We start from the raw sequence: 22,785 nt of genomic DNA, 5'->3' as shown, positions 1-22,785 counted from the left end.
TTTGGTGCTCACCACAGGCTGTGGACGATGGCGAATGGCCGGAATTTCCTTTTTCCCGCCACATGAACCGGAGATGAACAGCAGGTTCGTAAAGAGTTCAGACAGGCAAGTGCATTCTCCCACCATCGGTTCACGAGGACGGGTGAAAGCCCGCAAAAAGGAGAGAAAACGATGTTCAACACCATCAAGACGGCAGCCCTTTCGGCCTTGGTCGGTCTCGGTACGCTGACGGCTATCCCCGCTCATGCCGACAGCCTCTATCTCGGCTTCGGCAACAACAACGACCCGCGTTTCGGCGTCTATACCGGCGACGACGGCTATCGCCATCGCCGTGATGAACGCCGCGACGACTGGCGTGATGAACGCCGCGGCGGCTGGCGTCGTGGCTGTTCGCCGGACCGCGCCCTCGACAAGGCCGAACGCATGGGCCTCTACCGTGCCCGCATCGTCGACGTCAGCCGTCATACGGTGAAGGTGATGGGCCGCCAGGACGGCGACCGCGTCGTGGTCGTGTTTGCCAACGAGCGCGGCTGCCCGGTTATCTATCGCTGAGGCCGGGTTCGGCTTGATTGTAGGGGCATGATCTTCCCGAACCTGCAGTTCGGAAAAGATCAGCCCGAGAGCTTAGAGGCATGATCTTCTGCGAAGATCAGCCGGGCAGCATGATCTTTAAGCAAGATCAGCTGGGAGACACGACCTTCTGCGAAGATCGGTCTGGACTAGCCGAGCCCCTTTCAGTCTGAAAGGTGTGGCTCGAAAAAACCCCGCGGGAGCAATCCCGCGGGGTTTTTCATGCACGCTATTGGCTGGTGATTGTATCCTTGGCCGGGCAAGGCCACGGATCGTTCAGTGCCGGTTACTTCAACTCGAAGGTTACGGTGACCTGCACATTGTAGGAGTTCTCGCCGGCCTGCACCGGGGCCGCGGCACCCGCGGCGTCGAAGGCCTTGGCATTGATCGGCATCGGCGTCGGCGCGATGTTCTGGTCGGTGATCTCGAGCACCTTGCCGAGGCTGACGCCGGCGGCCTCGGCCAGCGTCCTGGCCTTGGTCATCGCATTGGCGACCGCCTTCTTGCGCGCCTCGGTGACTGTTGCCGCCGGGTTGTCATTGGTGAAGGCGATGCCGCCGCCCTGGTTCACGCCGAGCGACACCGCCTTGTCGAGGATCTCGCCGGTCTTGTCGACATCGCGCACCCGCACGGAAAGCGTGTTGGTCACCTGATAGGCGACGAGTTCGGCTTCCTGGCTGCCGTCCGGCTTGTTGGTGTAGTTGTAGCGCGGGTTGATCTGGATGCCTGCGGTCTGCAGGTCGCGGTCCTTGATGCCGGCCGACTTCATCGCCGCGATCACGGCGGCCATGGCATTATTGTTGGCATCGAGCGCGGCGCGCGCGGTCTTAGCCTCGCGCATGACGCTCAGCGTCAGGACCGCCAGATCGGGGGCTACGGTTGCTTCGCCTTCACCTGACACGATGATGCGGGGCGGCGTCGGCAAATCGGTGGCTCCAGCCATCGCCGGAAAAGCGATTGCAGCGGCGAGCGCGAGAGGCAAAAGGTGTCTGGTCATGAAAATCTCCTTGGTCTGCGATCAAGTCGCAAAGGTCGCGTAGGGCGCGATTATGGGTTGATTTGGGCGATCTGCGGAAGCCCATCGGGAAAGCCTTGTGCCGCGATGGGAAAAACATTAATCCAGCCGGCGTGGGGCCTGTAGCTCAATGGTCAGAGCCGGCGGCTCATAACCGCTTGGTTGGGGGTTCGAGTCCCTCCGGGCCCACCATCGTCTTCTAGACTCCTTGGAAATCCTGCAAATCTGTGTTTGCAAAGCACTTTCCGCCCTGTATGGCTGCAACATTTGGGCGGTTTGGGTGGCAAAAGTCGCTGGTCTGATACGAAAGAAGAGCGCGTATTTTTACTGTGCGCTGTGGCGTCACGCGCGAACAGCTTTTCGATGCCGCCCGGCTGCACCTCTACAATCTTGAGCGACGCAGCACCGATTGGGGAGAGACCGATCTAGAAGCAACGAGGGCTATCATCCATGCGGACTTGGCGAACATCGGTTCGCCGCACGAAGAGGGCAAACGGCTGCTCATGATCTCGGCCCTGCGCTGGAGCAATGTCGACATATCGCCGTCCATCGCGAAGGTTCAGGTGCCGCAAGCCCGAGCGTAGACCTCGATGCTTCGTTGGACGTGATCGATCGCGATCTCCTCGCCGTCGCAGGCGCGGCCGGCCCATGTGATTGCCCGAGGCAGGTGCTGGAGAAACAGCGTCACCGGCACCTTCCGGCCCTTCAACGTATCGAAGAGTCGGTCGCAGGCGGCACGGGCTTGCGGGGTCGCCCAATAGTATCGGATGCGATCGGAATAGGAGTAGTGGCGCAGTGTCCGCTTGTCGGCATCGCCGCCAGAATAGTGGCTTGCCCAATTCTTGGGGGCGCCGAGCATCAGCTCTTCCATGGCGTGGTAAAGTGGCCGCTCGCCATAGCCAGGCACCAGATCGGAAGCGATCAGGTCGAGCGCGTACAGTGCTTCGCGCAGTTTAAAGGTCAGCTCGGGGCCGACCTTGAGGATGGCGAAACCGTCCTCGACGAGTTCACGCAACGGCCTCTCGCCCTGATAGTCGGTCGAATGGGCTTCGAAAACGAGCGACGGCAATGTGTTCAGAGTTGCCGCCAGATCGCGGGCCTTCGCCCGATCGTAGAAAATCACATTCTGGTTGCCGAACTCCACGCCTGGCTGCACCACAAGGCCGACGATGCGGGAAAACGCGCTTTCGAGCCCGGCGGCCTGGAATGCTTTGGCGTGAATGGCATGTGTTTGGCGAGCCGCCTCCGGACCGGTCGGGGTGATCGCATCCAAGGCGTGATCGGCACCGCCGGGCGGCGGCACCTCCGTGCCGATGATGTAGACCGGACTTGCCCCGCTGCCCTGCGCTGCCGCCTGTTCCGCGACGCCCGCCAGCCTTGCCGCGCGCTCGGCCACCGTGTGGTCGTCGAGCGCCGCCGGCTCACCCGCGCAGCCCATCGAGGCATCGAGGTGGATCTTGCGGAAGCCGGCGCGGACATAAGCATCGACCATTGTCCCGGCCTGCGCCATCGCCTCCTCGGCGGGCCGGTCTTTCCAGGGGTTGGGTCCGAGATGATCCCCGCCAAGTACGATCAGTTCCTTCGGGCACTGCTCGGTCGCCGCGAGCGCTTCCACCATCGCCGCGAAATCGGCCGGCGTCATGCCGGTATAACCGCCCAGATGGTTGACCTGGTTGCACGTCGCCTCGATCAGCACGGTGGTGCCGGTCTCCCGGCCGTGGCGCAGTGCAGCTTTCAGCACCAACGGATGTGCCGAACACACCGAGGTCACCCCGATCTTCTTCCCTTCCCTGTGCAGGGCCGGCAAATCTTCGATCGCCACACGCATCAGCTTCTTCTCGCGGTTCTTGCCATGAAATCTTCCAGTTCGGCACGCGTGCCGGCTCCCTCCATCGGACCGAGACGCGTGACGTTGCGCGCCCCCGCCGCGTTGGCGAATTCGAGCGCCGTCCGCAGCGGCATGCCCAGCCGCCGGCATGCGACATAGGCTCCCCCGAAACAGTCGCCGGCGCCGGTGGGGTCCGTTTCCTCGACCATGAGGCCGGGACAGTCGGCACGGGCGCCGGTGCGTTGACGGGTCGACGCGCCATGTTTGCCGCGCTTGACAGCGATCTCCTTAACCCCTCGTTTGAACAGCGCCTCAATCGCGCGTTCCTCGTCGTCCATGTCGGCAGCCAGGAACAATTCGTCGCCCGACGGCAGCAGCAGGTCCGCTTTGTCCACCAGACCTGCGAATTTCTCCTCGGTCTGGCCGTGGGCCAGCAATTCCTTGCGCAGGTTCGGATCGAGCGACAGCGTGCCTCCGCGTGCCTTGATCAGGCGGATCGCGCGTTCCGTGATCGCCCAGGCGGCGGGGCTCGCGAATACCGTTCCCATGACATGGATATGCCCGCAACGCGCGATCAGCGCCTCAACCTGCGGGGTCCATTCCAGTAGGGCGGCGGCGGATTTGGCGATGTTGTAGACGAAATCGCGGCTTCCATCCTCGCGGTAGCGAACAAAGGCGCTGCCCGTCGGATGATCCGGGGAAACAGCGATAGCGGAAATGTCTACGCCGTCTCGTTTCAGGCGCTCGATGTTGACGAAGCCGAAATCGTCGTCGCCGACCGTGCCGACCATCGCGGCTGCTCCGCCCATACGCGCGCATTGATCGATGAAGATGGCGGGCGCGCCACTCGGAAAGGGACCGATTAGGTCGAGAGGTTCCCGCAAGCCTGCGCCTGTCTCCCTCGCGACGATCTCTACCAATATTTCTCCAATTGTCACGGTTGGTCCGAGCGAGTCCGGTGCCAGCGTTTCGGGGGTGTCGTTCATCAAGCGTCCAATCCTGGGTGCGGTGTCGTTCGCGGGTTCACGAAGCTGAGTCGGAAACCGCGTCCTTGTTGAGTATCTGGTTGTCGAGCGGCATGAAGCGCTGGTGCATCGAGCGCATTCAGCGTCGCCACCGAATTGCTCTGGCGGATCCTGCGAGGCGAGCTGCTGGCGAAGATTGCATGGTTCATGGCGGACTCCGGATGTTCGTTCCCAGCCTATACTTCAACCGAGCTTGTTTTTCCTCCGGCAACGCAAAGTCCTCAAACAATGGTTCGCCTGATGTTCAAGGCAAGCCGTTCCCCGCTGCGCCGGACGGACAGGAGGATGCCGCGAGCGGCATCCTCACCGTTGCAGCATCAATTGCCGACAAGCACCCTTGTCGACATTCTCGGAGGTCACGCCCTGCCGATCAATCGCGCGTGGTCCGAACCGAACTCACGGGTTCGGTCAGCGCATTGATTAAATCAGATACTCAGATATACAAGGTAATTTCGGATATGAATTTCGAATAGACTGGCAATTCCATGAGTCGCAATTTTCTGGTGATCGAACCTGAGGAAGGCATTGCCGTGCTCAAGGGGCTGGCCTCTTTGGCGCGCATTTCCATGCTGAAACTGCTGCATGAGAAGGGACCGATGAATGTCAACGACGTCGCCGCCGTGCTGTCGCTGCCGCAATCGACGGTCTCGACCAATATCCAGGTGCTCGAGGATGCGGGTCTGATTCGCACCGAGAACCAGAAGGCGAAGAAAGGCAGCCAGAAGATCTGTTATCCGACCGCCGAAGAAGTGCTCGTGGTGTTCAGGAGCGAATATCGTGCGGTCAGGAACAATGCGATCGAAGTGTCGATGCCGATCGGACTTTACACTGATTTCGAGGTGACGGCGCCATGCGGTCTCTGTTCGCCGGATGGCATCATCGGTCTGCTCGATGTGCCGAACACTTTCCTCGACCCAGACCGTATGAAAGCCGGGCTGCTGTGGTTCACACGTGGCTTTGTCGAATACCAGTTCCCCAACAATGCAAAGCTCGCCAATGCCGAGATCACTGAACTCGAAGTGGCAATTGAACTATCCTCGGAGGTGCCCGGCACCAGCGCCGACTGGCCCTCCGACATTACGCTGACAATCAATGGCGTCGATGTCGGCACCTGGACGTCGCCTGGCGATTTCGGCGATAAGCGCGGCGTCTTCACGCCGTCCTGGTGGAAGCTCAAGGGCTCGCAATATGGCAAGCTGAAGAATTGGCGAATTTCCGCCGACGGCACCTATGTGGACGGCGTCAGGATTTCCGAAACCAGCCTCGCTGTCCTCGACCTGAAGGGCCATCATTCGATCCGCATCCGTATCGGCGTCAAGGACGACGCCAAGCGCCCTGGTGGGATCAATATTTTCGGCAAGGGATTTGGAAATTACGATCAGGACATCCTGCTCAGGATCAAAACCGGTTGATATCATCAAACCGGGTTTCAAAAATAATGCAGTAATTTCAGGGATTTGGACCAAAAAATGGTAGAAGCTGACGTTCAATTGTCAGACATATGGCTGTTTTTAGCTTGACGAATGGCCGCTGGTTCCCTTTGATATCGAACAAGGTGATTTAAATCATCATTTGTGATATCAATGGAGGAATGCATGAAGGCAGCCGTCACGGCGCATCCGCGCTATGTTGTCTCGAAAATCGATCCGAGGCTCTATGGATCCTTTATCGAGCATCTCGGGCGTGCGGTTTACACCGGCATCTATGAGCCGGGCCATCCGACGGCAGATGCCAATGGCATGCGTCAGGACGTCATCGATCTGGTCAGGGAACTCAATGTTCCGATCGTCCGCTATCCCGGCGGCAATTTCGTGTCCGCCTACAATTGGGAAGATGGGGTCGGCCCCAAGGAAGAGCGTCCGGTGCGCCTCGACCTCGCCTGGCACACCTCGGAAAGCAACGAAGTCGGGCTGCACGAATTTGCCGACTGGTGCGCCTCCGCCAACACCGAGATGATGCTTGCCGTCAATCTCGGCTCGCGTGGCCTCGATGAAGCCCGCAACTTTCTGGAATACACCAATCATCCCGGTGGCAGCGAGTGGAGCGACAGGCGCATCGCCAATGGCCGCAAGGAACCCTTCGACGTCAAGCTGTGGTGTCTTGGCAACGAAATGGACGGCCCTTGGCAGATCGGCCACAAGACCGCCGACGAGTATGGCCGCCTGGCCCATGAGACCGCCAAGGCAATGCGCGCCTTCTCCAAGTCGCTGGAACTCGTGGTCTGCGGCTCTTCGAATGCCAGGATGCCGACCTATCCCGAATGGGAAGCGACCGTTCTCGACCACACCTACAACGAGGTCGATTACATCTCGCTGCACATGTATTTCGACAACGAAGCCAATGACGCGCCGAACTATCTCGCCATGAACGAGAAGCTCGACGACTACATCGTCTCGGTCGCCGGCGTCATCGACTATATCAAGGCCAAGAAGCGCTCCAACAAGCAGGTCTACATCTCGTTCGATGAATGGAACGTCTGGTACCATTCCAAGGAGCAGGACAAGAAAATCCTTGGCGGCAATGACGGCTGGCCCTTCGCCCCGCCGCTGCTCGAAGATATCTACAATTTCGAGGACGTGTTGCAGGTCGGTCTGATCCTCAACACCTTCATTCGTCGCTCCGACGTGGTCAAGATCGCGTGCATGGCGCAACTGGTCAACGTCATCGCGCCGATCATGACGGTTCCCAATGGCCCGGCATGGCGTCAGACGATCTTCTATCCCTATCTCTTTGCTTCGATCTACGGCCGCGGCAATGCGCTGGATCTCAAGGTGGAATGCCCGACCTACAAGTCCACCGTCGCGGCTGACGTTTCCTATGTCGACGTCACCGGCGTGCATGACACGCAAACCGGGCATGTCACCTTCTTCGCCGTCAACCGCCATTCGAGCGAGGCTATCGAAACCGTGATCGACATCGGCGGTTTCGGTGCGGCTGACATCGTTGATCACCAGTTGATGGCACACGCGGATCTCAAAGCCGTCAATTCGGCCGAGAACCCCGGTAATGTCGGTCCCAGGAGGGGGACGGGCGCCTCGGTTGCGGACGGCAGGCTGAGCCTGTCACTGCCGGCCTATTCCTACCAGATGATCCGCCTGAAGCTCTGATTTCAGCGGATTGTCGAAAGTGCATGCGCGAGGAGGAGCGTAGACGTGACGGCCGATATCGAGATCAGGAATGTGAACAAGCACTTCGGTGCCATGACGGTGTTGGAGGATCTGTCGCTCTCCATCAAGGCACGCGAATTCATTGTGTTTCTTGGACCGTCCGGCTGCGGTAAATCGACGCTTCTGCGCATGATCGCCGGCCTCGAAACCGTCGACAGCGGCGAGATCGCCATCAACAACGAGCGTATCGACCATCTGCCGCCGGGCAAGCGCGGCATTGCCATGGTGTTCCAGTCCTATGCGCTCTATCCGCATATGAGCGTGCGCGACAACATGGCCTTCGGGCTTGAAAACATAGGCATGTCACGCGAGGTCGTCGACGCACGGATAAACGAAGCCGCCCGCATCCTCGAAATGCCGCATTTGCTCGAACGCAAGCCCGGCCAGCTCTCGGGCGGCCAGCGCCAGCGTGTCGCCATCGGCCGCGCGATCGTCAAAGAACCGAAGGCCTTCCTGTTCGACGAGCCGCTTTCCAATCTCGATGCGGCCTTGCGGACCCGCACCCGCATCGAACTCGCTCAGCTTCACCAGCGCCTGCAATCGACGATGATCTTCGTCACCCATGATCAGGTCGAGGCGATGACGCTCGCCGACCGCATCGTCGTCATGAACAACCGCAGGATCGAACAGATCGGCACTCCCATGGAGATCTACGAACGCCCCGCGACCAAATTCGTCGCGGGCTTCGTCGGTGCACCGGCGATGAATTTTGTCGAGGCGACACTCGACAGATCGGCCGAGAACGCCACGGCCAGGTTTGCGGACGGTATGTCGGTTCACACCGAGATCGCCTCCAACCAGTTGGCCGATGGCGAATACACATTCGGCATCCGTTCGGAAGATGTTCGCATCGTCGCCGCCGGACAGGGCAATGCTGATGGCATGGTCGATGTGCTCGAGCGGCTCGGCGAACGCACCCTGGTTTATGCCCGGCTCGGCGATGGCCAACAGATTGTCGGCTCGGATGTCGGCAACAGCCGCGTCGCCGTCGGCCACAAGGTCGGGCTCGCTTTCGACGGCCAGAAATCGCATCTGTTCAACAAGAACGGCCGCGCCTGGCACGCGGGGGAGGCCTGATATGGCCGACCGGCTGACGATGCCGCAAACCGCGACGCCGGCCGCGAGCGTCAGGGCGCCCAGCGTCGATATCTACGCGCCGCAATGGCGAAACTTCATTTTCGTCGCGCCATTCCTGTTCTTCTTCACGACCCTGCTCATCTTCCCGCTGCTCTGGGGGATGTGGCTGAGCTTCCATAAGGCCGACACGTTCTCGTCCGGAAATTTCGTCGGGCTCGGTAACTATGTCAGACTGTTCCACGACAAGGTCTTCCTGCAATCGGTCTGGAACACCTTCTACTTCGTGCTTCTGACAGTGCCGACGCTGGCGCTGATCGGCCTTTTTCTCGCGCTTTGCCTCAACCGCCGCACGCGCACTGCCGCCGTGCTGCGGACCCTGTTCTTTTCCTCCTCGGTGCTGTCGGTCACCATCGTCACACTGATTTGGCGCATCGTCTTCATTCCGAATGTCGGCCTGTTGTCGACGGTCTACGGATGGTTCGGCGCCACCGCCCCGGCTTTCATTTCCGATCCCAGCCTTGCGATGATCGGCATCGCCATTGCCACCGTCTGGTGGTGCATCGGTCTGCCGATGATGCTCTTTCTCTCGGCCCTGCAGCAGATCCCGCAAGATATTTATGAAGCAGCAGCGCTGGACAATGCCAATCGCTGGCAGACGCTGCGCTCGATCACGCTGCCGTCGATCAAGCGCACCTTCATCCTGGTGATCATCATCCAGATCGTGTTGCAATTTCAGCTGTTCGGCCAGGCCTGGCTGATGACACGTGGCGGCCCGAATAACCTGACCAAGCCGATCGTGCTCTACATCTACGACACCGCATTCCGGCGCTGGGATCTGGGCTTGGGTGCTGCCGCATCGGAAATCCTGTTCATCCTCATCCTGATCGCGGCCATGGCCCAATACCTCGTTACACGCAACAAGGCGGACCGGGCATGAGAGCTTCAGCCACTTCCATCAGGGGGCGGGTGTTTGGCGACCGCGTGTTGCTGGCCCTCGTCATCCTGCTTTCGATCGTCATGACCGCGCCGGTGCTGTGGGTCATCGGCCTGTCGCTGAAGGAAAATGCCGAGCTGATGGCCGATCCGAATTCGGTGTTTCACGCGCCCTATACGCTCAAGAACTACATCAACACCATCGGCACCTCGTCGGTATTCGTCTGGGTGTTCAACAGCATCATCGTCTCGGGCGGACTGACACTCGGCACGCTGATCCTGTCGTCGCTCGCCGGCTATGGCTTTGCACGGCTGAACTTCCCCGGCCGAAACATCCTGTTCGTCATCGTGCTCTTCGGTCTGGCGGTTCCGGAACAGGCCGTGCTTGTCGCCCGCCACCAGATCTTCAGCATACTGAAGTTCCACAACACCTATCACGGGCTCATCCTCCCGGGCCTGTCGGCTTCGTTCGGCGTCTTCCTGATGACCCAATATTTCAAGGCCATCCCGAAGGAGCTGGACGAAGCCGCCATGCTGGACAATGCCAGCCGGTTCAGGATTTTCTGGAAGGTGCTGCTGCCGCTCACGGTGCCCGCACAGGCAACGCTTGGCATCTTCACCTTCCTTGGCGCGTGGAATGACTATTTGTGGCCGCTGATCTCGGCAACCAGGAAGGACATGTACACGCTCACCGTCGGCATGGCCTCGACACAGACCAATTTCGCCCAGTCCGAAGGCATCGGCTTCCTGATGGCGCAGGCGGTGTTCGCCGGCGCACCGATCCTGATCGTCTACCTCTTTTTCCAGAAATACATCGTCACCGCCGTCTCTGGCGCCGCGGTCCGATAACGAAAATTAAAATTGCAGGGCGGGGGAGTGCGCCGCAGCGATGGAAAGCATGACGCCAATCCGGTGTGGAGTGGCGGAAACTCAGTAGGAGGAACTGACATGAGAATGAAGAAAATACTGTTTGCCGCGGTCTCCGCGGGGGTAATGATGATCGCCAGCCCAGGCTTTGCAGCAACGGACCTGACGGTACAGCGCTTTTTCGGTGCCTGCGATGCCGATTTCGGCACCAACACCGATGTCACCAAGGCAGTTGGTGAATGCGGTATCATCACCTCCCTCATCAACAAGTTCAACGCCGACAATCCCGACGTGCATGTCAGTGTCAGCACCGTGGAATGGCCGGGCTATGACCAGTTGACCGCGCAATTCGCTTCGGGCGATGCCCCGGACATCGTCACCATCCATGAATCGGCGCTTTCGGACTACCAGTCCAAGGGCCTGTTGATGCCGCTCGACGATCTCTTGAAGTCGGTTGGCGTGACGCCTGACGCCTTTACCGATGCAGCGCGTAACGGCGCCACCAAAGACGGCAAGATCTACGGCCTGCCGATCGATAGCTGGACGATGCTTTATCACATCAACATGGATCTCTTCAAACAGGCCGGGCTCGTCAATGCCGACGGCACGCCGATGCTTCCGAAGTCGCCCGAGGAATTGCTCGCTCAGGCCGAACAGTTCAAGCAGAAGACCGGCAAGCCCTACTTCGTTCAGAACCTGGCCAATGAGACGGCACTCTACACGCGCAATCTCTACACCTATCTCTTTCAACAGGATTCCGACTTCTTTGCCGATCCGAAGCACGTGAAGCTGAATACACCGGAAGCCAAGAAGGTCGTCGAGATGTACAAGGCGATCTTCGACAAGGATTACACCACCAAGGATCTCGATTACGGCGGCGCGATCAACGCCTTCCTTGCTGGTGACGGTGGCGTACAGCTTAACGGAACGTGGGTTGTCGGCGACAACAATGCCCAGTCCGAAACCGCGGGCACGGCGCTGAACAAAGGCGGCTATGCGGTCTACCCGTATCCGCAGTTGTTTGGCGGTGCCCACGTGCAATATGCCGACGGCCACACCTGGGCGGTCTCCCAAAAGGACCGCACGCCTGAACAGACGGCAGCGATCGGCAAGTTCCTGAAGTTCTTCGCGGACAACGACTTCGAATGGTCGCGCACCGGTCACCTGCCGGCATACAAGGCCATCATCACCTCGGCTGCGTTCAAGGCCCTGCCGCATCGCAACACGATTGCCGCGGTCGCCGATCTCGGCAGACCGCTGCCGTCCGCGGTGCAGCGCCAGTTTGCGATCCAGGACATTGTCGGCGAGGAAATGAGCGCCGCAATCACCGGCCAGAAGGACGTCGATGCCGCGCTCGCCGACATGGAAAGCCGCGTCAACGAATTGCTCGCCAACATTTGACCGCGGGCTTCCCGGGATTCTCCCGATGCCCCGCGGCTGGAAAACAGTCGTGGGGCATTTTCCGTCACGTGATGAAGTGAGACCGTCGAACGATCGCAGCGCCGACGTCCGCAACTGTAGTGAGAAGGCAGGAGATAGCCCGATCGCGGAAGCATACGGAGCGACGCGGGAAATTTCCGATTTGGCTCACGAAAAAGATAATGAAATCAATGCTCCGGCGCATCCTTTTTTCCAAACGTCTCCAATTCCTTGGCATGGGCTTTCGCCCGAAGGCCGCGACGCTCTTTTTCTTGAATTGCGCTACAGCGACGATCCTCGGCCCAGGATCATCTCCGCGGCTCGCTGTCCGATCATCATGCTGGGCGCATTTGTGTTGCCGCCGATCAGCTTCGGCATCACGGACGCATCCGCGACTCGCAAGCCACTGATGCCGCGCACCTTCAGCGTGGCCGGATCGACGACGGCCATCGCGTCCGTGCCCATCTTGCAGGTCCCGACCGGGTGATACACGGTCAGCGCTTCGGCGCGCAGATAGGCGAGGATCTCGTCATCGCTGCGGACATCCTTGCCCGGCAGCATCTCCTTGCCTCTGATATCGTCGAACTCGGATGCGGCAAGGATTTGACGCGCAATCTTGATGCCTTCGACAAGCACCTTGGCGTCCTCTTCGTTTGAGAAGAAGCGATGATCGATCAGCACATCCCGGCTCGATGCCTGGCCTGACAGTTTGAGTTCGCCGACGCTTTTGGGCCGGAGCACGCAGGTGTGGATTGCGTAGCCATGGCCGTACTCCACCAGTCTGCCGCGATGGCTGCGATAGCCGGGCACGAAATGGAACTGGATGTCGGGAATGCCGTTCGCATACTTCGTCCTGGCGAAGCCGCCGGCCTCGACATAGTTGGTGGTGAGCATGCCCTTGCGACCGGCAAAATACTGAAAGGGCGCCGCCAGCATTCGGGGCAAATTGGGCAGCGAGAGGCCGAGCGTCTTCGTGCTCGAGGAGCGCACCGTGATCATGCCGTCGACATGGTCCTGCAGGTTTTTGCCCACGCCCGGCAGATCGACAACCGGCTCTATGCCGATTGCCTGAAGCTCGTCGGCGGGGCCGATGCCGGACGCCAGCAGGATCTTCGGCGAATTGATGGCGCCGGCCGAGAGCACGATCTCGCGGCGGGCAGATAGCGTCTTCTGCTCGCCCTTGTGCCGCACCCGCACGCCGGTTGCGCGCCCTTCGGCGATCGCTAGGTCGATGACCTCGCATTCGCTGAGGATCGTGAGATTCTTGCGGTCAAGCACAGGGCGCATGAAGGCGGCAAAACTGCTGAAGCGCTGGCCGCGATCCTGCGTGACATTGTAGATGCCGAGGCCGAACTGGCTTTCGGCATTGAAATCGCTGTTGGCCGGAAGGCCGGCATTGTTGCCTGCCTTGACGAACATCGACGACAGCATGTTGGGATCGCGCGGGTTGTCGACCAGCAACTCACCGCTGGTGCCGTGGTAGCGCGGGTCCTGCCCAAGCAGGTTGCGCTCGAGCTTCTTGAAGACGGGAAGCACGTCGCCGAACGCCCAGCCTGTGCAGCCGAGCCGCTCCCACTCGTCATAGTCCTGCGCGGCGCCCCTGATGTAGACCATTGAGTTGATCGAACTGGAGCCGCCCAACGCCTTGCCGCGATTGACCGGAATCCTGCGGCCGTTGAGGTTCGGCTGAGGCACGCCGACGTAGCAGTAATCATAGTTCGGGTTGCCGTAGAGCGAGAGAATGCCGGCAGGCACCTTGACACGCAGGCTGTTGTCGCTGCCGCCAGCCTCGATCAGGCAGACATTGCTGGATGGGTTGGCGCTCAGACGATTGGCCAGGACGCAACCGGCCGAGCCGGCGCCGATGACAATGTAGTCGTAGTCAGGATTTTCGGTCTGCACGGCCAGCCCCATTGAAAACTGATGCCGGGGCGACTCGCCCCGGCTGAGTGGCTCACTGCAGAAGCTGCGTCCAGACCTTGGTGACGAGTTCCTGTGCCGCCGGCGAGCAGGCCTGACCCATCTTGACGGGAACGGTCGGGAACAGTTCCGGGGCGTTTTCCTTGTTGTAGAGCGCCTTGCTCTCGTCGATCTTCACTGGCGAGGAGTGGCCGTAATAGTTGTACTGTGCTGTCGCATTGTCGAGCTGGGCCATGAAATCGATGAACTTCTTGGCGTTTTCGATATTGGCCGCGCCCTTCGGCACGACATAGGAATCCAGCCAGCCGACCAAGCCCTCCTTCGGCATCGCGTATTCGACATTGGCCTTGTCGTTGCGGCGAAGCCGCATGGTGTTGCCGTCCCACCAGAAATGGGCGGCAACCTCGCCGCTGCCGATGCGGTTTTCAATGTTGTCGCTGGAATAGGCCGCAACGTATGGCTTCTGCGCCAGCAAAAGATCGAGCACGCGCTTCATCTCTTGCGCGTCTTCGCTGCAATATTTGATTCCGAGATAGTTCTCCGCTGCCGGAATGACTTCGTCGGGCTGCGCCAGGCTGGCGATCTTGCCGCGCAGTTCCGCCGGCGGTTCGAAATAAGTCTTCCAGCTGTCGATCGGACCCTTATAGAGATCCCGGTTGACTGTATAGCCGGCATTGCCGAAGGCAAGCGGGATCGAATAATTGCCTGTCGTATCCCACCACGGTTTCTGCCAGTCCGGCAGGACTTGGCTGTAGGCCGCCATCGAGCTGGCGCCGAAATCCTCGAGCAGCCCGCTGTCGATCATGATCTTCACGAAGTGCTGCGAAGGCGTGACGATGTCGTAGCCCGACGAACCGGCTTGCAGCTTGGTCAGTAGATCCTCGTTGGAGGAGAAGGCGTCGACCGTCACCTTGATGCCGGTTTCCTTCTCGAATTTCGCGACCATCTCGGGCGAGATGGAATCGGCCCAGGCGTAGATGGCCAGGTTGCCCTCGGCGAGAGCCGGAGCGCAGAAGGCGAGGCTCGCGGCGCCGGCCATGGCGAGCGCTGCAATTGTGGTTCTTGTCGACATGTCATTCCCCTGTTTGTTGTTCTCCCAGGGGCGACGATAACAAACCGTCGGGCTCGATAAATTCGAATTGCCCGACGCCCTGATTAGGAAAAACTTCGCCGCTGCTACTGCCGCCGCTGGAGCAGGAAGGCCACAGTCGCCAGCACGAGCGAAACAACCATGATCAGGGTCGAGATCGCGTTGAGCTGCGGCGACACGCCCTGCTTGATCAGCGAGAAAATATAGACCGGCAATGTGGTGGCGCCGCCGGAATTCAACAGGTTGCTGGTGATGAAATCATCCATCGAAATGACGAAGGCGAGCATCGCGCCGGCGAAGACGCCCGGCAGGATGAGCGGCAGCGTGACGCGACGAAAGGCGACCCAGCCGGTTGAATAGAGATCGCGGGCGGCTTCCTCCAGGTCGAGGTCCATGCCCTGCAGGCGCGCGCGTATCGGCAGGAAGGCGAACGGGATGCAGAAGGTGGTGTGCGCGATCATCAGCTTCACCATTCCGTTGGCGAGCCCGACCTCGGAGAAGAGGATCAGGACCGCGACGGCAACGACGATTTCGGGCAGGAGCAATGGAAGGTTCACCACCGCTTCGGAGATGCGGCGGAATCTGACATTGCGGCCCCGCACCAGGACCAACGCCGCCATCAACGCGACAAGCGTCGAAGCGACGGTGGCGACCGCGGCGACGAGCAAGGAGGTCTTCACTGCCGTCATCAGGTTCGCGTTGGACAGGGCAGTGGCGTACCACTGCAAGGAGAAGCCGCCCCAGTTGGAGACGATGCGGTTCGCATTGAAGGAATAGAACACCACGACGGCGATGGGCAAATAGAGATAGGCGAAGAAGATCGTGCTGAAGAGACCGAAGCCCGGATAGCGCCTGACATCATTGTCCGCGTTCATGACGCGCGCTCCAGCCCTTCGGTGCGCATCGAGCGCAGACCCTGGAAGATCAGGAACACCATGACCGTGGCCATCAGAACGATGGCGATGGCGGCGCCGAGCGGCCAGTTGCGGGCGCCACCAAACTGCAACTGGATGAGATTGCCCATCATCATCGTCTTGCCGCCGCCGAGCAGGGTCGGCTCCAGCACCGCGCCGAGGCTCGGAACGAACACCAGTATCGCTCCGGCGATCATGCCGGGCCGGGTAAGAGGCAGGATAACGCGGCGCAAAGTGGTAAGGCGGTTGCCGTATAGATCATGCGACGCCTCGATGAGTGCAGGGTCGAGTTTCTCGATCGAGGCGAAGATCGGCAGGATCATCAGGGGAATGTAGCTGTAGACGAGACCGAGCAGCATGGCGGTGTTGCCGAACAGCAGCGAGTCCATATTGTCGACGAGGCCGAGACCCCGAAGGGTCTTTTCGATGACACCATCCTTGCCGAGGATGATGATCCAAGAATAGACGCGCACGATCATCGAAACCCAGAACGGCAGCGTGACGACATAGATCAGCAGGACTTTGATCGTCGGTCGCTGCAGCGCGATAAAATAGGCAACCGGAAAGCTCAGAAGCAGGCAGATCGCGGTCGTCACGGCCGACAGGACCAGCGTCCGCCCAACCACGATGAGATATTGCGGATTGAACTCCAGCTCGCCGGTCCAGCCTTCGTTGACCAACAGCTGCTTGTAAGGCGCGGCGGTGAACACATATTCGAACCCGCCATAAGGTCCACGCGTCGAGAACGACACGACGATGATGATCCCGATCGGGATGATCAGCGTCAGCAGCATGATGAGATGGGCCGGCAGCAGACCGAGGAGGTTCCAGCTCGGACTTTTTGTATATGCCTTCATGCACCGAGAATCCGCACGGATTCGGCCGTAAAGCCGACTTTCACCGACTGCCCGATCTCGAACATCTGGCCGCGGCTGATACTGTTGCGCTTGGAAATACGAAGCTTGGTGCCGCCCGCTTCAACGAGATAGTACGTGTAGCCGCCCAGGTAGTTGGTGCTCATGATCGTGCCATCGATAGCAATCGGATTGTCCTGGGCGGGCAGGCTGATTTTCTCCGGACGTATCGAGAGGAAGGCCTTCTGGCCGGCGACCGCTTTCTTGTGAGAGGCCGTCAAGGTCATGCCGAGCGGGGTCTTCACGGTTGCCCGCTCGCCGTCCACGGCAATCACGTCGGCGTCGAGGAAGTTGGTCTCGCCGATGAAGTCGGCGACGAAGCGGTTCGACGGCTCCTCGTAAATTGCGGCAGGCGTCCCAAGCTGCTGGATCTCGCCATCGCCGAGAACGCAGATGCGATCCGACAAGTCGAGCGCTTCTTCCTGATCATGGGTAACGAAGACGAAGGTGATGCCGGTCTTGCGTTGCAGGATGCGCAGCTCGTCGCGCATGGCCTGGCGCAGCTTCAGGTCGAGTGCCGAGAGCGGTTCGTCGAGCAGCAGGACTTCCGGTTCCGGTGCCAAGGCGCGGGCGAGTGCGACGCGCTGGCGCTGGCCGCCTGACAATTGCTGCGGCTTGCGCCTGGCAAATGCCTCCATATGGACGAGACGAAGCATATCGGCGACGCGCGCATCGCGGCGGTCTTTTGACCAGCCGAGGTTTTCGAGCCCGAAGGCGATGTTCTGTTCGACGCTCATATGCGGGAACAGAGCATAGCTCTGGAAGACGGTGTTGACCCGCCTCTTGTGCGGCGGCAGCCCCTGTATGTTCGAGCCGTGCAGGAAAATCTGCCCCGTAGTCGGCTGCTCGAAGCCGGCCATCATGCGCAACAGGGTGGTCTTGCCGCAGCCGCTCGGGCCGAGCAGCGTGAAGAACTCGTTGTCGTAAATGTCGAAGGAGACCGGCTTCAACGCTTGGTAGGTCCCGAACACCTTCGAGACGCCCTTGATCTCGACAGCCTTTCGAGGTGCGCGGTGGCCGGCCTCGTCATTCATGGTCTGGGCGCTCCGGTCAGGACTTTGCGAACTCGGCGATGAAGGATTTCAACGCCGCGCCACCAAATAGGGCGCGGCGTTGATCAGGTGACTACATCTTCTCCCATTTGCCGCTGCGCACGACGAACATGTCGATGTCGATGGCCATGTTGGTCTGTCCGTTCGCATCGAAGGAGACGGTTCCCAGAATGCCGTCGTGATGGATGTCACGAACAGCCTTGCTCAGCGCTTCCTTGTCGTCGAGGCCCTTTTCCTTGATGACCTCGAGCAGGATCTGCGTCGCCTCATAGGCATATTTGGCATAGGACCCGGCAGGATCGGGATAGGCCTTGGTTTCGTAGGCCTTGTTGAACTCTTCCAGCTTCGGGTTCGACTGCACCGCCGGGGTTCCGGCAATTGTGCCCTCGGCGGCAGCCCCCGCGATCTCGATGAACTTCGGATCGTAGATGCCTGAAATTCCGTACATCGGCAGGTTGCCCATGCCGAGGTCGGCCATCTGGCTGCGCACCAGCGCTGCTTCGGTGACGACGCCACCGAAATAGACCGCGTCAGGCGCCGCTGCCTTCGCCGTGGTCAGCATGGCGCGGAAATCGGTCGTGCCGACAGCCGCGGCGTCCGCAGAAACGATCTCGCCGCCGGCAGCCTTGAAGAAATCGCCGAACCATTTGGTGTTGGCCGCGCCATAGTCGGTCGTGTCGGAGATGATGGCGATCTTCTTGATCTTGCCTTGCTTGGCGATGGCTTCGGCCAGCGGCTTGTTCTCGTTGACCAGCGTCGGGGTTACGCGGGTCACGTTCGGGAAATTCTGCTCGGTGATCTTCGGGCTGACCGCGCCCCAGACGATGAAGGGCATCTGCGAGCGGTTGAAGACCGGGATTGTCGCCAGCGCGACCGAGCTGTTCCAATGCCCGGTTGCCGCGACCACCGAGGGATCGTTGACCAGTTTCTGCGCCGCCGAGACGCCGACGGCCGGATCGGAGGCGTCATCGAGAACGACGCCTTCCACCTGGTGCGGGTAGCCGCTGGCATTGGCCTGTTCGATGGCGAGCAGGAAGCCGTTGCGGGCGCCGAGGCCCTGCTGGGCGTTGCCGCCTGAGAGCGGTCCGATAAAGCCGAGCTTGATCCGGTCGGCCTGGGCCTGGGCGGCGCCCAGTGCGATGGCAAACAGAGACCCGGCCAGAATTGACGATACGCGGATAAGCGCACTGCGCCTGTTTTGCATGGTTCCACCTCAAATGGAATTATCTGCCGCCGTCGTAGCGACCCGGCCGATCGTGATCGTCGGCTGATCATCAATGTACGGGCGCGTATTCAGCGACGAAATTCGGAAATTGTGACTCGTGAGTTCGGAGATTCGTTCTGTCCGCCCGGCACGGCGGTTGATACCTGTCGGCTTCAATCGAGAGACGGACCGCATGGCGGAACTGCTTGTCCAGCAACTGGTGAACTGGATAACCCTTGGCTGCATCTATGCCTTGCTGGCGATCGGATTCAGCTTGATCTTCGGTGTCTTGAACGTCATCCATTTCTCGCACGGCGATGTCGCGATGACGGCGCCGTTCATCACGCTGGGGCTCGCCCAGGCGTTGGCGACGGCCCTTGGAGCGTCGAGCCCCGCTTGGCTGGTCCTTGCGGTTCCGGTCGCCGTCGCCGTCGGGCTGATCGGCGTCGTGCTGGACAAGGTGGTCATCAGGCGCTTCCGCGACGCACCTGCCATGATGGCGCTGGTGGCGACGGTGGCGCTCGGCATCGTCATTCGCGAACTGATCCGCCATCTCTATCCGCAGGGATCGAACCCGCATGCTTTCCCACGTCTGGTGTCGGGCATGGCTTTCGAAATCTCCGGCGTGGCCATCAGCTGGTTCGCGCTGCTGGTGGTGGTGCTCACCGTCGCACTGGTTGCCATGCTGTTTGTCTTCCTGCGCATGACGCCGCTTGGCCTGCGCATCCGGGCGGCCTCGGAGGACCGAGTCGTGGCGCGCATGATGGGCATCCGCGATGCGCGCGTCTTCCGGGCGACGTTCTTCATTGCGTCAGCGATCGGCGCCATCGCCGGCCTTCTGTTCGCAAGCTATGCCGGCGTGACCCGGTTCGACTTCGGCGTCATGGCCGGCCTGCTCGGCTTTTCCGCCGCGGTGATCGGCGGCCTCGGCTCGATGCCGGGGGCCATACTGGGCGGATTGATCATCGCCGGCATCGAGGTGCTGGCGCAGACATTCGTGCCAGACGGCGCTTCCTACCGGCTGGTCTTCGTCTTCCTGCTGGTCATCGCCGTGCTCATCTTCCGCCCTGCCGGCCTGCTTGGGCGCACCGTCATGGAGAAAGTCTAGCATGCAGCGTCGTGCTTCATCTGACGCGCCGGGCATAGCGGCGGCCTCGGCCTTCGCCATCGCCTCGCAACTCATCGGGGCGGCTTTCCTGTACGTCATCCTCAGGGTCGACGGCGGCTGGCAGGTGGTCGGTCTGCTGGCTTTGCTCGGCCTTGGCTTTTACCTCTTGCAGAGGCTGCCTTGGATTGCCGACTACGCGTTGGCGAGCTTTGCCCGCGTTCCCCTCGTGGCGATGGTCACCGCTGCGGTCATCGTCCTGGCGTTCCCGTTCTTCGTCGGCTCGAACACCTACATCCTGCATCTGCTGATCGTCGCCGAGCTCTATGCGGTGCTGGCGCTGGCGCTCAATTTCCAGCTCGGCAGCGCCAACATCCCGAACTTCGCTACCGGCGCTTCCTATGGCATCGGCGCCTATGTGTCGGCACTGCTGGCGATCAATTTCGGCGTCAGCTTCTGGCTGACGCTGCCGGTCGCGGCGCTGGCGGCAACCCTGTTCGGTTTCATCATCGGCATTCCGTCGATGCGCACGCGTGACACCTATCTGGCGCTTGTCACCATCGCCTTCGGTGTCGTGGTTCAGCAATTGTTGAACAATTTGAGCTGGACCGGCGGACCCAACGGACTGGTCGGCATTCCGGCGCCCAGTCTGTTCGGCCATTCCTTCGCCGATCCGCTGGTGATCTTCGGCTGGAAGCTGCCGAGCCAGGCGAACTTTTACTATCTGTCAGCCGCATTGGTCGTCGTCGCCATCGTCACGGCGCATCGGCTGCACGGCTCGCGTATCGGGCTGGCCTGGAACGCGCTGCGCGCCGACGAGATCGCGGCCAAGGCGCAAGGCATCAATGTGGCGTGGTTCAAGGTGCTGGCGTTCGCGGTCGACGCCTTTCTCGCCGCCTTCGCCGGCACGATCTACGCCTTCTACGTCTCCTACATTTCTCCCGACAATTTCACCTTCCTGGTCTCGGTCACCATCATGACCATGGTCATCGTCGGCGGCATGGACAATATTTTCGGCGTCATCGTCGGTGCGTTCCTGCTGACCATCCTGCCCGAAAAACTGCGCGCCTTCGCCGACTACCGCCTGCTGTTCTTCGGCGTCGTCATCATCGGCTTCCTGATGATCCGGCCGCAGGGTCTGTTCCCGCAACGCATGCGGCGCTACGGAGGCGAGTTGTGAGCGCGCTTCTCAAGGTCGAGAATTTGACGATGCGCTTCGGCGGCCTAGTCGCGCTCAACGATGTCAGCCTGTCGATCGACAAGGGCGCGGTGCTCGCCGTCATCGGTCCGAACGGCGCCGGCAAGTCGACGCTGTTCAATGTCGTGACCGGCGTCTACCGGCCGACCTCCGGCCGGGTGACCTTCGACGGCGCCGAGATCACCGGCCGCCCGTCCTACGAAGTCGTCGACCGCGGCATTGCCCGCACCTTCCAGTCGTCGCGGCTGTTCTCGGACCTCAGCGTCCTCGACAATGTCATCATCGGTATGCACACCCGCACCAGGACCGGCGTGCTGACCGCGCTGTTTCGGCCTGGCGCGTCGCGCCGCGAGATGGCGGCCTGCGTGGAAAAGGCCGAAACCCTGCTCAAGCTCGGTTCGGGCGACCTGTTCGAACAACGCTACCGGCCGGCGGGCACGCTGGCGCAGGCCGACAGGCGGCGGCTGGAAATCGCCCGCGCGCTCGCCTCGCAGCCAAAGCTGTTGCTGCTCGACGAGCCGTCGGTCGGCATGGACGACACGGAAACCGACGCGCTGGTGGCCGACATTGCGCGGCTGCGCGCGCAGAACCCCGAATTGTCGGTGGTGCTGATTGAGCACGACATGCGGGTGGTTGAGGCTTTCCCGCACCATGTCACTTGCATCGACTATGGCAGCAAGATTGCCGAGGGCGACTTCGCGGCGGTGCGCGCCGACCCACGCGTCCAGGAAGCCTATCTCGGGAAGGCGGTCGCCCATGCTTGAGCTGAAGGGTGTCGATACCTCCTATGGTGCCGTGCCGATGCTGCGCGGTGTGGCGATGAGCGTGCATGCCGGCGAACTGGTCTGCCTGCTCGGGCCGAATGGCGCCGGCAAGACGACCACCTTCATGACCGTCTGCGGCGTCGTGCGGGCGCAGCGCGGCAAGGTCGAGGTGATGGGCCGGGACATGGCGACGTTAGGCACGGAAAACCTGGCGTCGCTCGGTGTCGGCCTTGTTCCGGAAGGGCGCCGGCTGTTCCCCGGCCTGACCGTGAGCGAGAATTTGCGCCTGGGCTATGACGCGGTGTCGGGCCGAGGGCCCAACTTCGCGGAGCAGCTGGACAAGATGTGCAAACTGTTCCCGCGCATCCAGGAGCGCCTGCGCCAGGTCGCCGGCACTCTGTCGGGCGGCGAACAGGCGATGGTCGCACTGGCGCGCGCGCTGATCGGCGAACCAAAGCTGGTAATCATGGACGAACCCTCGCTCGGTCTCTCGCCCAAGCTCATCGGCGAGTATTTCGAGATCACCCGGGAGATTCACCGCCGCGGCACGACCATCCTGTTGATCGAACAGAACGCGGAAATGGGGCTGGGCATCGCCGATCGCGGCTATGTCCTGGTCAAGGGCAAGGTCGCTCAGGAGGGGCCGGCAAAGGAGCTGCTCTCATCCAAGGCGGCCAGAAGCCTTTATCTCTGAACCGCCCCATTGCGTCTCTCCGACTGCGA

21 protein-coding genes and 1 tRNA gene are annotated in these 22,785 nt (G+C 60.9%); 13 read left to right on the top strand and 9 right to left on the bottom strand.

The window, feature by feature from the left end; genetic code table 11:
• The first annotated feature begins 171 nt into the window (after positions 1–171).
• Positions 172–552 carry a hypothetical protein gene (locus NKI73_RS19025; RefSeq protein ID WP_352632312.1) on the top strand — a complete coding sequence of 127 codons (381 nt, stop codon included), beginning with the start codon at positions 172–174 and terminating at the stop codon, positions 550–552.
• A gap of 304 nt (positions 553–856) precedes the next feature.
• Here NKI73_RS19025 and NKI73_RS19020 read toward each other — a convergent pair whose 3' ends face one another.
• Positions 857–1,567, bottom strand: a complete 711-nt coding sequence (locus NKI73_RS19020; protein WP_352632310.1) for an SIMPL domain-containing protein — start codon at positions 1,565–1,567, stop codon at positions 857–859.
• Positions 1,568–1,701: 134 nt separating this feature from the next.
• On the opposite strand from NKI73_RS19020, the gene NKI73_RS19015 reads away from it, so the two are divergent.
• Positions 1,702–1,777 (top strand) — tRNA-Ile (locus NKI73_RS19015).
• A 367-nt stretch (positions 1,778–2,144) separates the two neighbouring features.
• Here NKI73_RS19015 and NKI73_RS19010 read toward each other — a convergent pair.
• Together NKI73_RS19010 and NKI73_RS19005 are read right to left on the bottom strand one after the other, a co-directional pair.
• A complete protein-coding gene (locus NKI73_RS19010; protein ID WP_352632309.1) occupies positions 2,145–3,413 on the bottom strand; it encodes a D-tagatose-bisphosphate aldolase, class II, non-catalytic subunit in 1,269 nt (422 codons plus the stop codon).
• The gene (locus NKI73_RS19005; RefSeq protein WP_352632307.1) at positions 3,413–4,399 is read right to left on the bottom strand and encodes a tagatose kinase; all 987 of its coding nucleotides are present in this window, start codon (positions 4,397–4,399) and stop codon (positions 3,413–3,415) included. The genes NKI73_RS19010 and NKI73_RS19005 overlap by 1 nt, the downstream gene beginning before the upstream one ends.
• A 65-nt stretch (positions 4,400–4,464) precedes the next feature.
• Here NKI73_RS19005 and NKI73_RS19000 point away from each other — a divergent pair, with 65 nt between their 5' ends.
• The 7 genes from NKI73_RS19000 (at position 4,465) to NKI73_RS18970 (ending at position 11,883) form a co-directional block, all read left to right on the top strand.
• Positions 4,465–4,911 (top strand): hypothetical protein, encoded by a 447-nt coding sequence (locus NKI73_RS19000; protein ID WP_352632305.1) that lies wholly within the window; start codon positions 4,465–4,467, stop codon positions 4,909–4,911.
• A gap of 12 nt (positions 4,912–4,923) precedes the next feature.
• Positions 4,924–5,850 carry an ArsR/SmtB family transcription factor gene (locus tag NKI73_RS18995; protein WP_352632304.1) on the top strand — a complete coding sequence of 309 codons (927 nt, stop codon included), beginning with the start codon at positions 4,924–4,926 and terminating at the stop codon, positions 5,848–5,850.
• A gap of 183 nt (positions 5,851–6,033) precedes the next feature.
• Positions 6,034–7,545 (top strand): arabinosylfuranosidase ArfA, encoded by a 1,512-nt coding sequence (gene arfA, locus NKI73_RS18990; protein WP_352632302.1) that lies wholly within the window; start codon positions 6,034–6,036, stop codon positions 7,543–7,545.
• 45 nt (positions 7,546–7,590) lie between these two features.
• The gene (locus NKI73_RS18985; RefSeq protein ID WP_352632300.1) at positions 7,591–8,682 is read left to right on the top strand and encodes an ABC transporter ATP-binding protein; all 1,092 of its coding nucleotides are present in this window, start codon (positions 7,591–7,593) and stop codon (positions 8,680–8,682) included.
• A gap of 19 nt (positions 8,683–8,701) precedes the next feature.
• A complete protein-coding gene (locus NKI73_RS18980) occupies positions 8,702–9,619 on the top strand; it encodes a carbohydrate ABC transporter permease (protein WP_502905633.1) in 918 nt (305 codons plus the stop codon).
• Positions 9,616–10,464, top strand: a complete 849-nt coding sequence (locus tag NKI73_RS18975; protein ID WP_352632298.1) for a carbohydrate ABC transporter permease — start codon at positions 9,616–9,618, stop codon at positions 10,462–10,464. Before NKI73_RS18980 ends, NKI73_RS18975 begins: the two co-directional genes overlap by 4 nt.
• Before the next feature lie 105 nt (positions 10,465–10,569).
• A complete protein-coding gene (locus tag NKI73_RS18970) occupies positions 10,570–11,883 on the top strand; it encodes an extracellular solute-binding protein (protein WP_352632418.1) in 1,314 nt (437 codons plus the stop codon).
• A gap of 300 nt (positions 11,884–12,183) precedes the next feature.
• Here the strand turns inward: NKI73_RS18970 and NKI73_RS18965 are convergent, their stop codons facing one another.
• The 6 genes from NKI73_RS18965 to NKI73_RS18940 all read right to left on the bottom strand — a co-directional run bounded on the left by NKI73_RS18965 (position 12,184) and on the right by NKI73_RS18940 (position 18,995).
• The gene (locus NKI73_RS18965) at positions 12,184–13,803 is read right to left on the bottom strand and encodes a GMC family oxidoreductase (RefSeq protein ID WP_352632296.1); all 1,620 of its coding nucleotides are present in this window, start codon (positions 13,801–13,803) and stop codon (positions 12,184–12,186) included.
• 52 nt (positions 13,804–13,855) lie between these two features.
• Positions 13,856–14,893, bottom strand: coding sequence for an extracellular solute-binding protein (locus NKI73_RS18960; RefSeq protein ID WP_352632294.1), 1,038 nt, complete (start codon positions 14,891–14,893; stop codon positions 13,856–13,858).
• 104 nt (positions 14,894–14,997) lie between these two features.
• Positions 14,998–15,786: an ABC transporter permease gene (locus NKI73_RS18955; protein ID WP_352632292.1), complete on the bottom strand. Its 789-nt coding sequence runs from the start codon at positions 15,784–15,786 to the stop codon at positions 14,998–15,000.
• Positions 15,783–16,682 carry an ABC transporter permease gene (locus tag NKI73_RS18950; RefSeq protein ID WP_352632290.1) on the bottom strand — a complete coding sequence of 300 codons (900 nt, stop codon included), beginning with the start codon at positions 16,680–16,682 and terminating at the stop codon, positions 15,783–15,785. The genes NKI73_RS18955 and NKI73_RS18950 overlap by 4 nt, the downstream gene beginning before the upstream one ends.
• Positions 16,679–17,773, bottom strand: coding sequence for an ABC transporter ATP-binding protein (locus NKI73_RS18945; RefSeq protein ID WP_352632288.1), 1,095 nt, complete (start codon positions 17,771–17,773; stop codon positions 16,679–16,681). The genes NKI73_RS18950 and NKI73_RS18945 overlap by 4 nt, the downstream gene beginning before the upstream one ends.
• 91 nt (positions 17,774–17,864) lie before the next feature.
• On the bottom strand, positions 17,865–18,995 hold the full coding sequence (locus NKI73_RS18940; protein ID WP_352632286.1) for a branched-chain amino acid ABC transporter substrate-binding protein: 1,131 nt from the start codon (positions 18,993–18,995) through the stop codon (positions 17,865–17,867).
• 193 nt (positions 18,996–19,188) lie between these two features.
• Here NKI73_RS18940 and NKI73_RS18935 point away from each other — a divergent pair, with 193 nt between their 5' ends.
• Genes NKI73_RS18935 through NKI73_RS18920 form a run of 4 tightly spaced genes read left to right on the top strand, consistent with a single transcriptional unit; the run spans position 19,189 to position 22,756 of the window.
• The gene (locus NKI73_RS18935) at positions 19,189–20,103 is read left to right on the top strand and encodes a branched-chain amino acid ABC transporter permease (protein WP_352632285.1); all 915 of its coding nucleotides are present in this window, start codon (positions 19,189–19,191) and stop codon (positions 20,101–20,103) included.
• A 1-nt stretch (position 20,104) separates the two neighbouring features.
• Positions 20,105–21,280, top strand: a complete 1,176-nt coding sequence (locus NKI73_RS18930; protein WP_352632283.1) for a branched-chain amino acid ABC transporter permease — start codon at positions 20,105–20,107, stop codon at positions 21,278–21,280.
• Positions 21,277–22,062: an ABC transporter ATP-binding protein gene (locus NKI73_RS18925; RefSeq protein ID WP_352632281.1), complete on the top strand. Its 786-nt coding sequence runs from the start codon at positions 21,277–21,279 to the stop codon at positions 22,060–22,062. Before NKI73_RS18930 ends, NKI73_RS18925 begins: the two co-directional genes overlap by 4 nt.
• Complete coding sequence (locus NKI73_RS18920) at positions 22,055–22,756, top strand: ABC transporter ATP-binding protein (RefSeq protein ID WP_352632279.1); 702 nt, start codon at positions 22,055–22,057, stop codon at positions 22,754–22,756. Before NKI73_RS18925 ends, NKI73_RS18920 begins: the two co-directional genes overlap by 8 nt.
• Positions 22,757–22,785: the final 29 nt, after the last annotated feature.

It is taken from the genome of Mesorhizobium sp. M0496 (genome assembly GCF_040321205.1).
Lineage (GTDB): Bacteria > Pseudomonadota > Alphaproteobacteria > Rhizobiales > Rhizobiaceae > Mesorhizobium.
This window is presented reverse-complemented; position numbering and strand designations above follow the sequence as displayed.

What these genes read in the sequence shown, in the direction of transcription:
- NKI73_RS19025 (WP_352632312.1), top strand. Translation starts at nt 172, where the DNA reads ATGTTCAACACCATCAAGACGGCAGCCCTTTCGGCCTTGGTCGGTCTC.
- NKI73_RS19020 (WP_352632310.1), bottom strand. Translation starts at nt 1,567, where the DNA reads ATGACCAGACACCTTTTGCCTCTCGCGCTCGCCGCTGCAATCGCTTTT.
- NKI73_RS19010 (WP_352632309.1), bottom strand. Translation starts at nt 3,413, where the DNA reads ATGCGTGTGGCGATCGAAGATTTGCCGGCCCTGCACAGGGAAGGGAAG.
- NKI73_RS19005 (WP_352632307.1), bottom strand. Translation starts at nt 4,399, where the DNA reads ATGAACGACACCCCCGAAACGCTGGCACCGGACTCGCTCGGACCAACC.
- NKI73_RS18995 (WP_352632304.1), top strand. Translation starts at nt 4,924, where the DNA reads ATGAGTCGCAATTTTCTGGTGATCGAACCTGAGGAAGGCATTGCCGTG.
- arfA (WP_352632302.1), top strand. Translation starts at nt 6,034, where the DNA reads ATGAAGGCAGCCGTCACGGCGCATCCGCGCTATGTTGTCTCGAAAATC.
- NKI73_RS18980 (WP_502905633.1), top strand. Translation starts at nt 8,702, where the DNA reads ATGCCGCAAACCGCGACGCCGGCCGCGAGCGTCAGGGCGCCCAGCGTC.
- NKI73_RS18975 (WP_352632298.1), top strand. Translation starts at nt 9,616, where the DNA reads ATGAGAGCTTCAGCCACTTCCATCAGGGGGCGGGTGTTTGGCGACCGC.
- NKI73_RS18970 (WP_352632418.1), top strand. Translation starts at nt 10,570, where the DNA reads ATGAAGAAAATACTGTTTGCCGCGGTCTCCGCGGGGGTAATGATGATC.
- NKI73_RS18960 (WP_352632294.1), bottom strand. Translation starts at nt 14,893, where the DNA reads ATGTCGACAAGAACCACAATTGCAGCGCTCGCCATGGCCGGCGCCGCG.
- NKI73_RS18955 (WP_352632292.1), bottom strand. Translation starts at nt 15,786, where the DNA reads ATGAACGCGGACAATGATGTCAGGCGCTATCCGGGCTTCGGTCTCTTC.
- NKI73_RS18950 (WP_352632290.1), bottom strand. Translation starts at nt 16,682, where the DNA reads ATGAAGGCATATACAAAAAGTCCGAGCTGGAACCTCCTCGGTCTGCTG.
- NKI73_RS18945 (WP_352632288.1), bottom strand. Translation starts at nt 17,773, where the DNA reads ATGAATGACGAGGCCGGCCACCGCGCACCTCGAAAGGCTGTCGAGATC.
- NKI73_RS18940 (WP_352632286.1), bottom strand. Translation starts at nt 18,995, where the DNA reads ATGCAAAACAGGCGCAGTGCGCTTATCCGCGTATCGTCAATTCTGGCC.
- NKI73_RS18935 (WP_352632285.1), top strand. Translation starts at nt 19,189, where the DNA reads ATGGCGGAACTGCTTGTCCAGCAACTGGTGAACTGGATAACCCTTGGC.
- NKI73_RS18930 (WP_352632283.1), top strand. Translation starts at nt 20,105, where the DNA reads ATGCAGCGTCGTGCTTCATCTGACGCGCCGGGCATAGCGGCGGCCTCG.
- NKI73_RS18920 (WP_352632279.1), top strand. Translation starts at nt 22,055, where the DNA reads ATGCTTGAGCTGAAGGGTGTCGATACCTCCTATGGTGCCGTGCCGATG.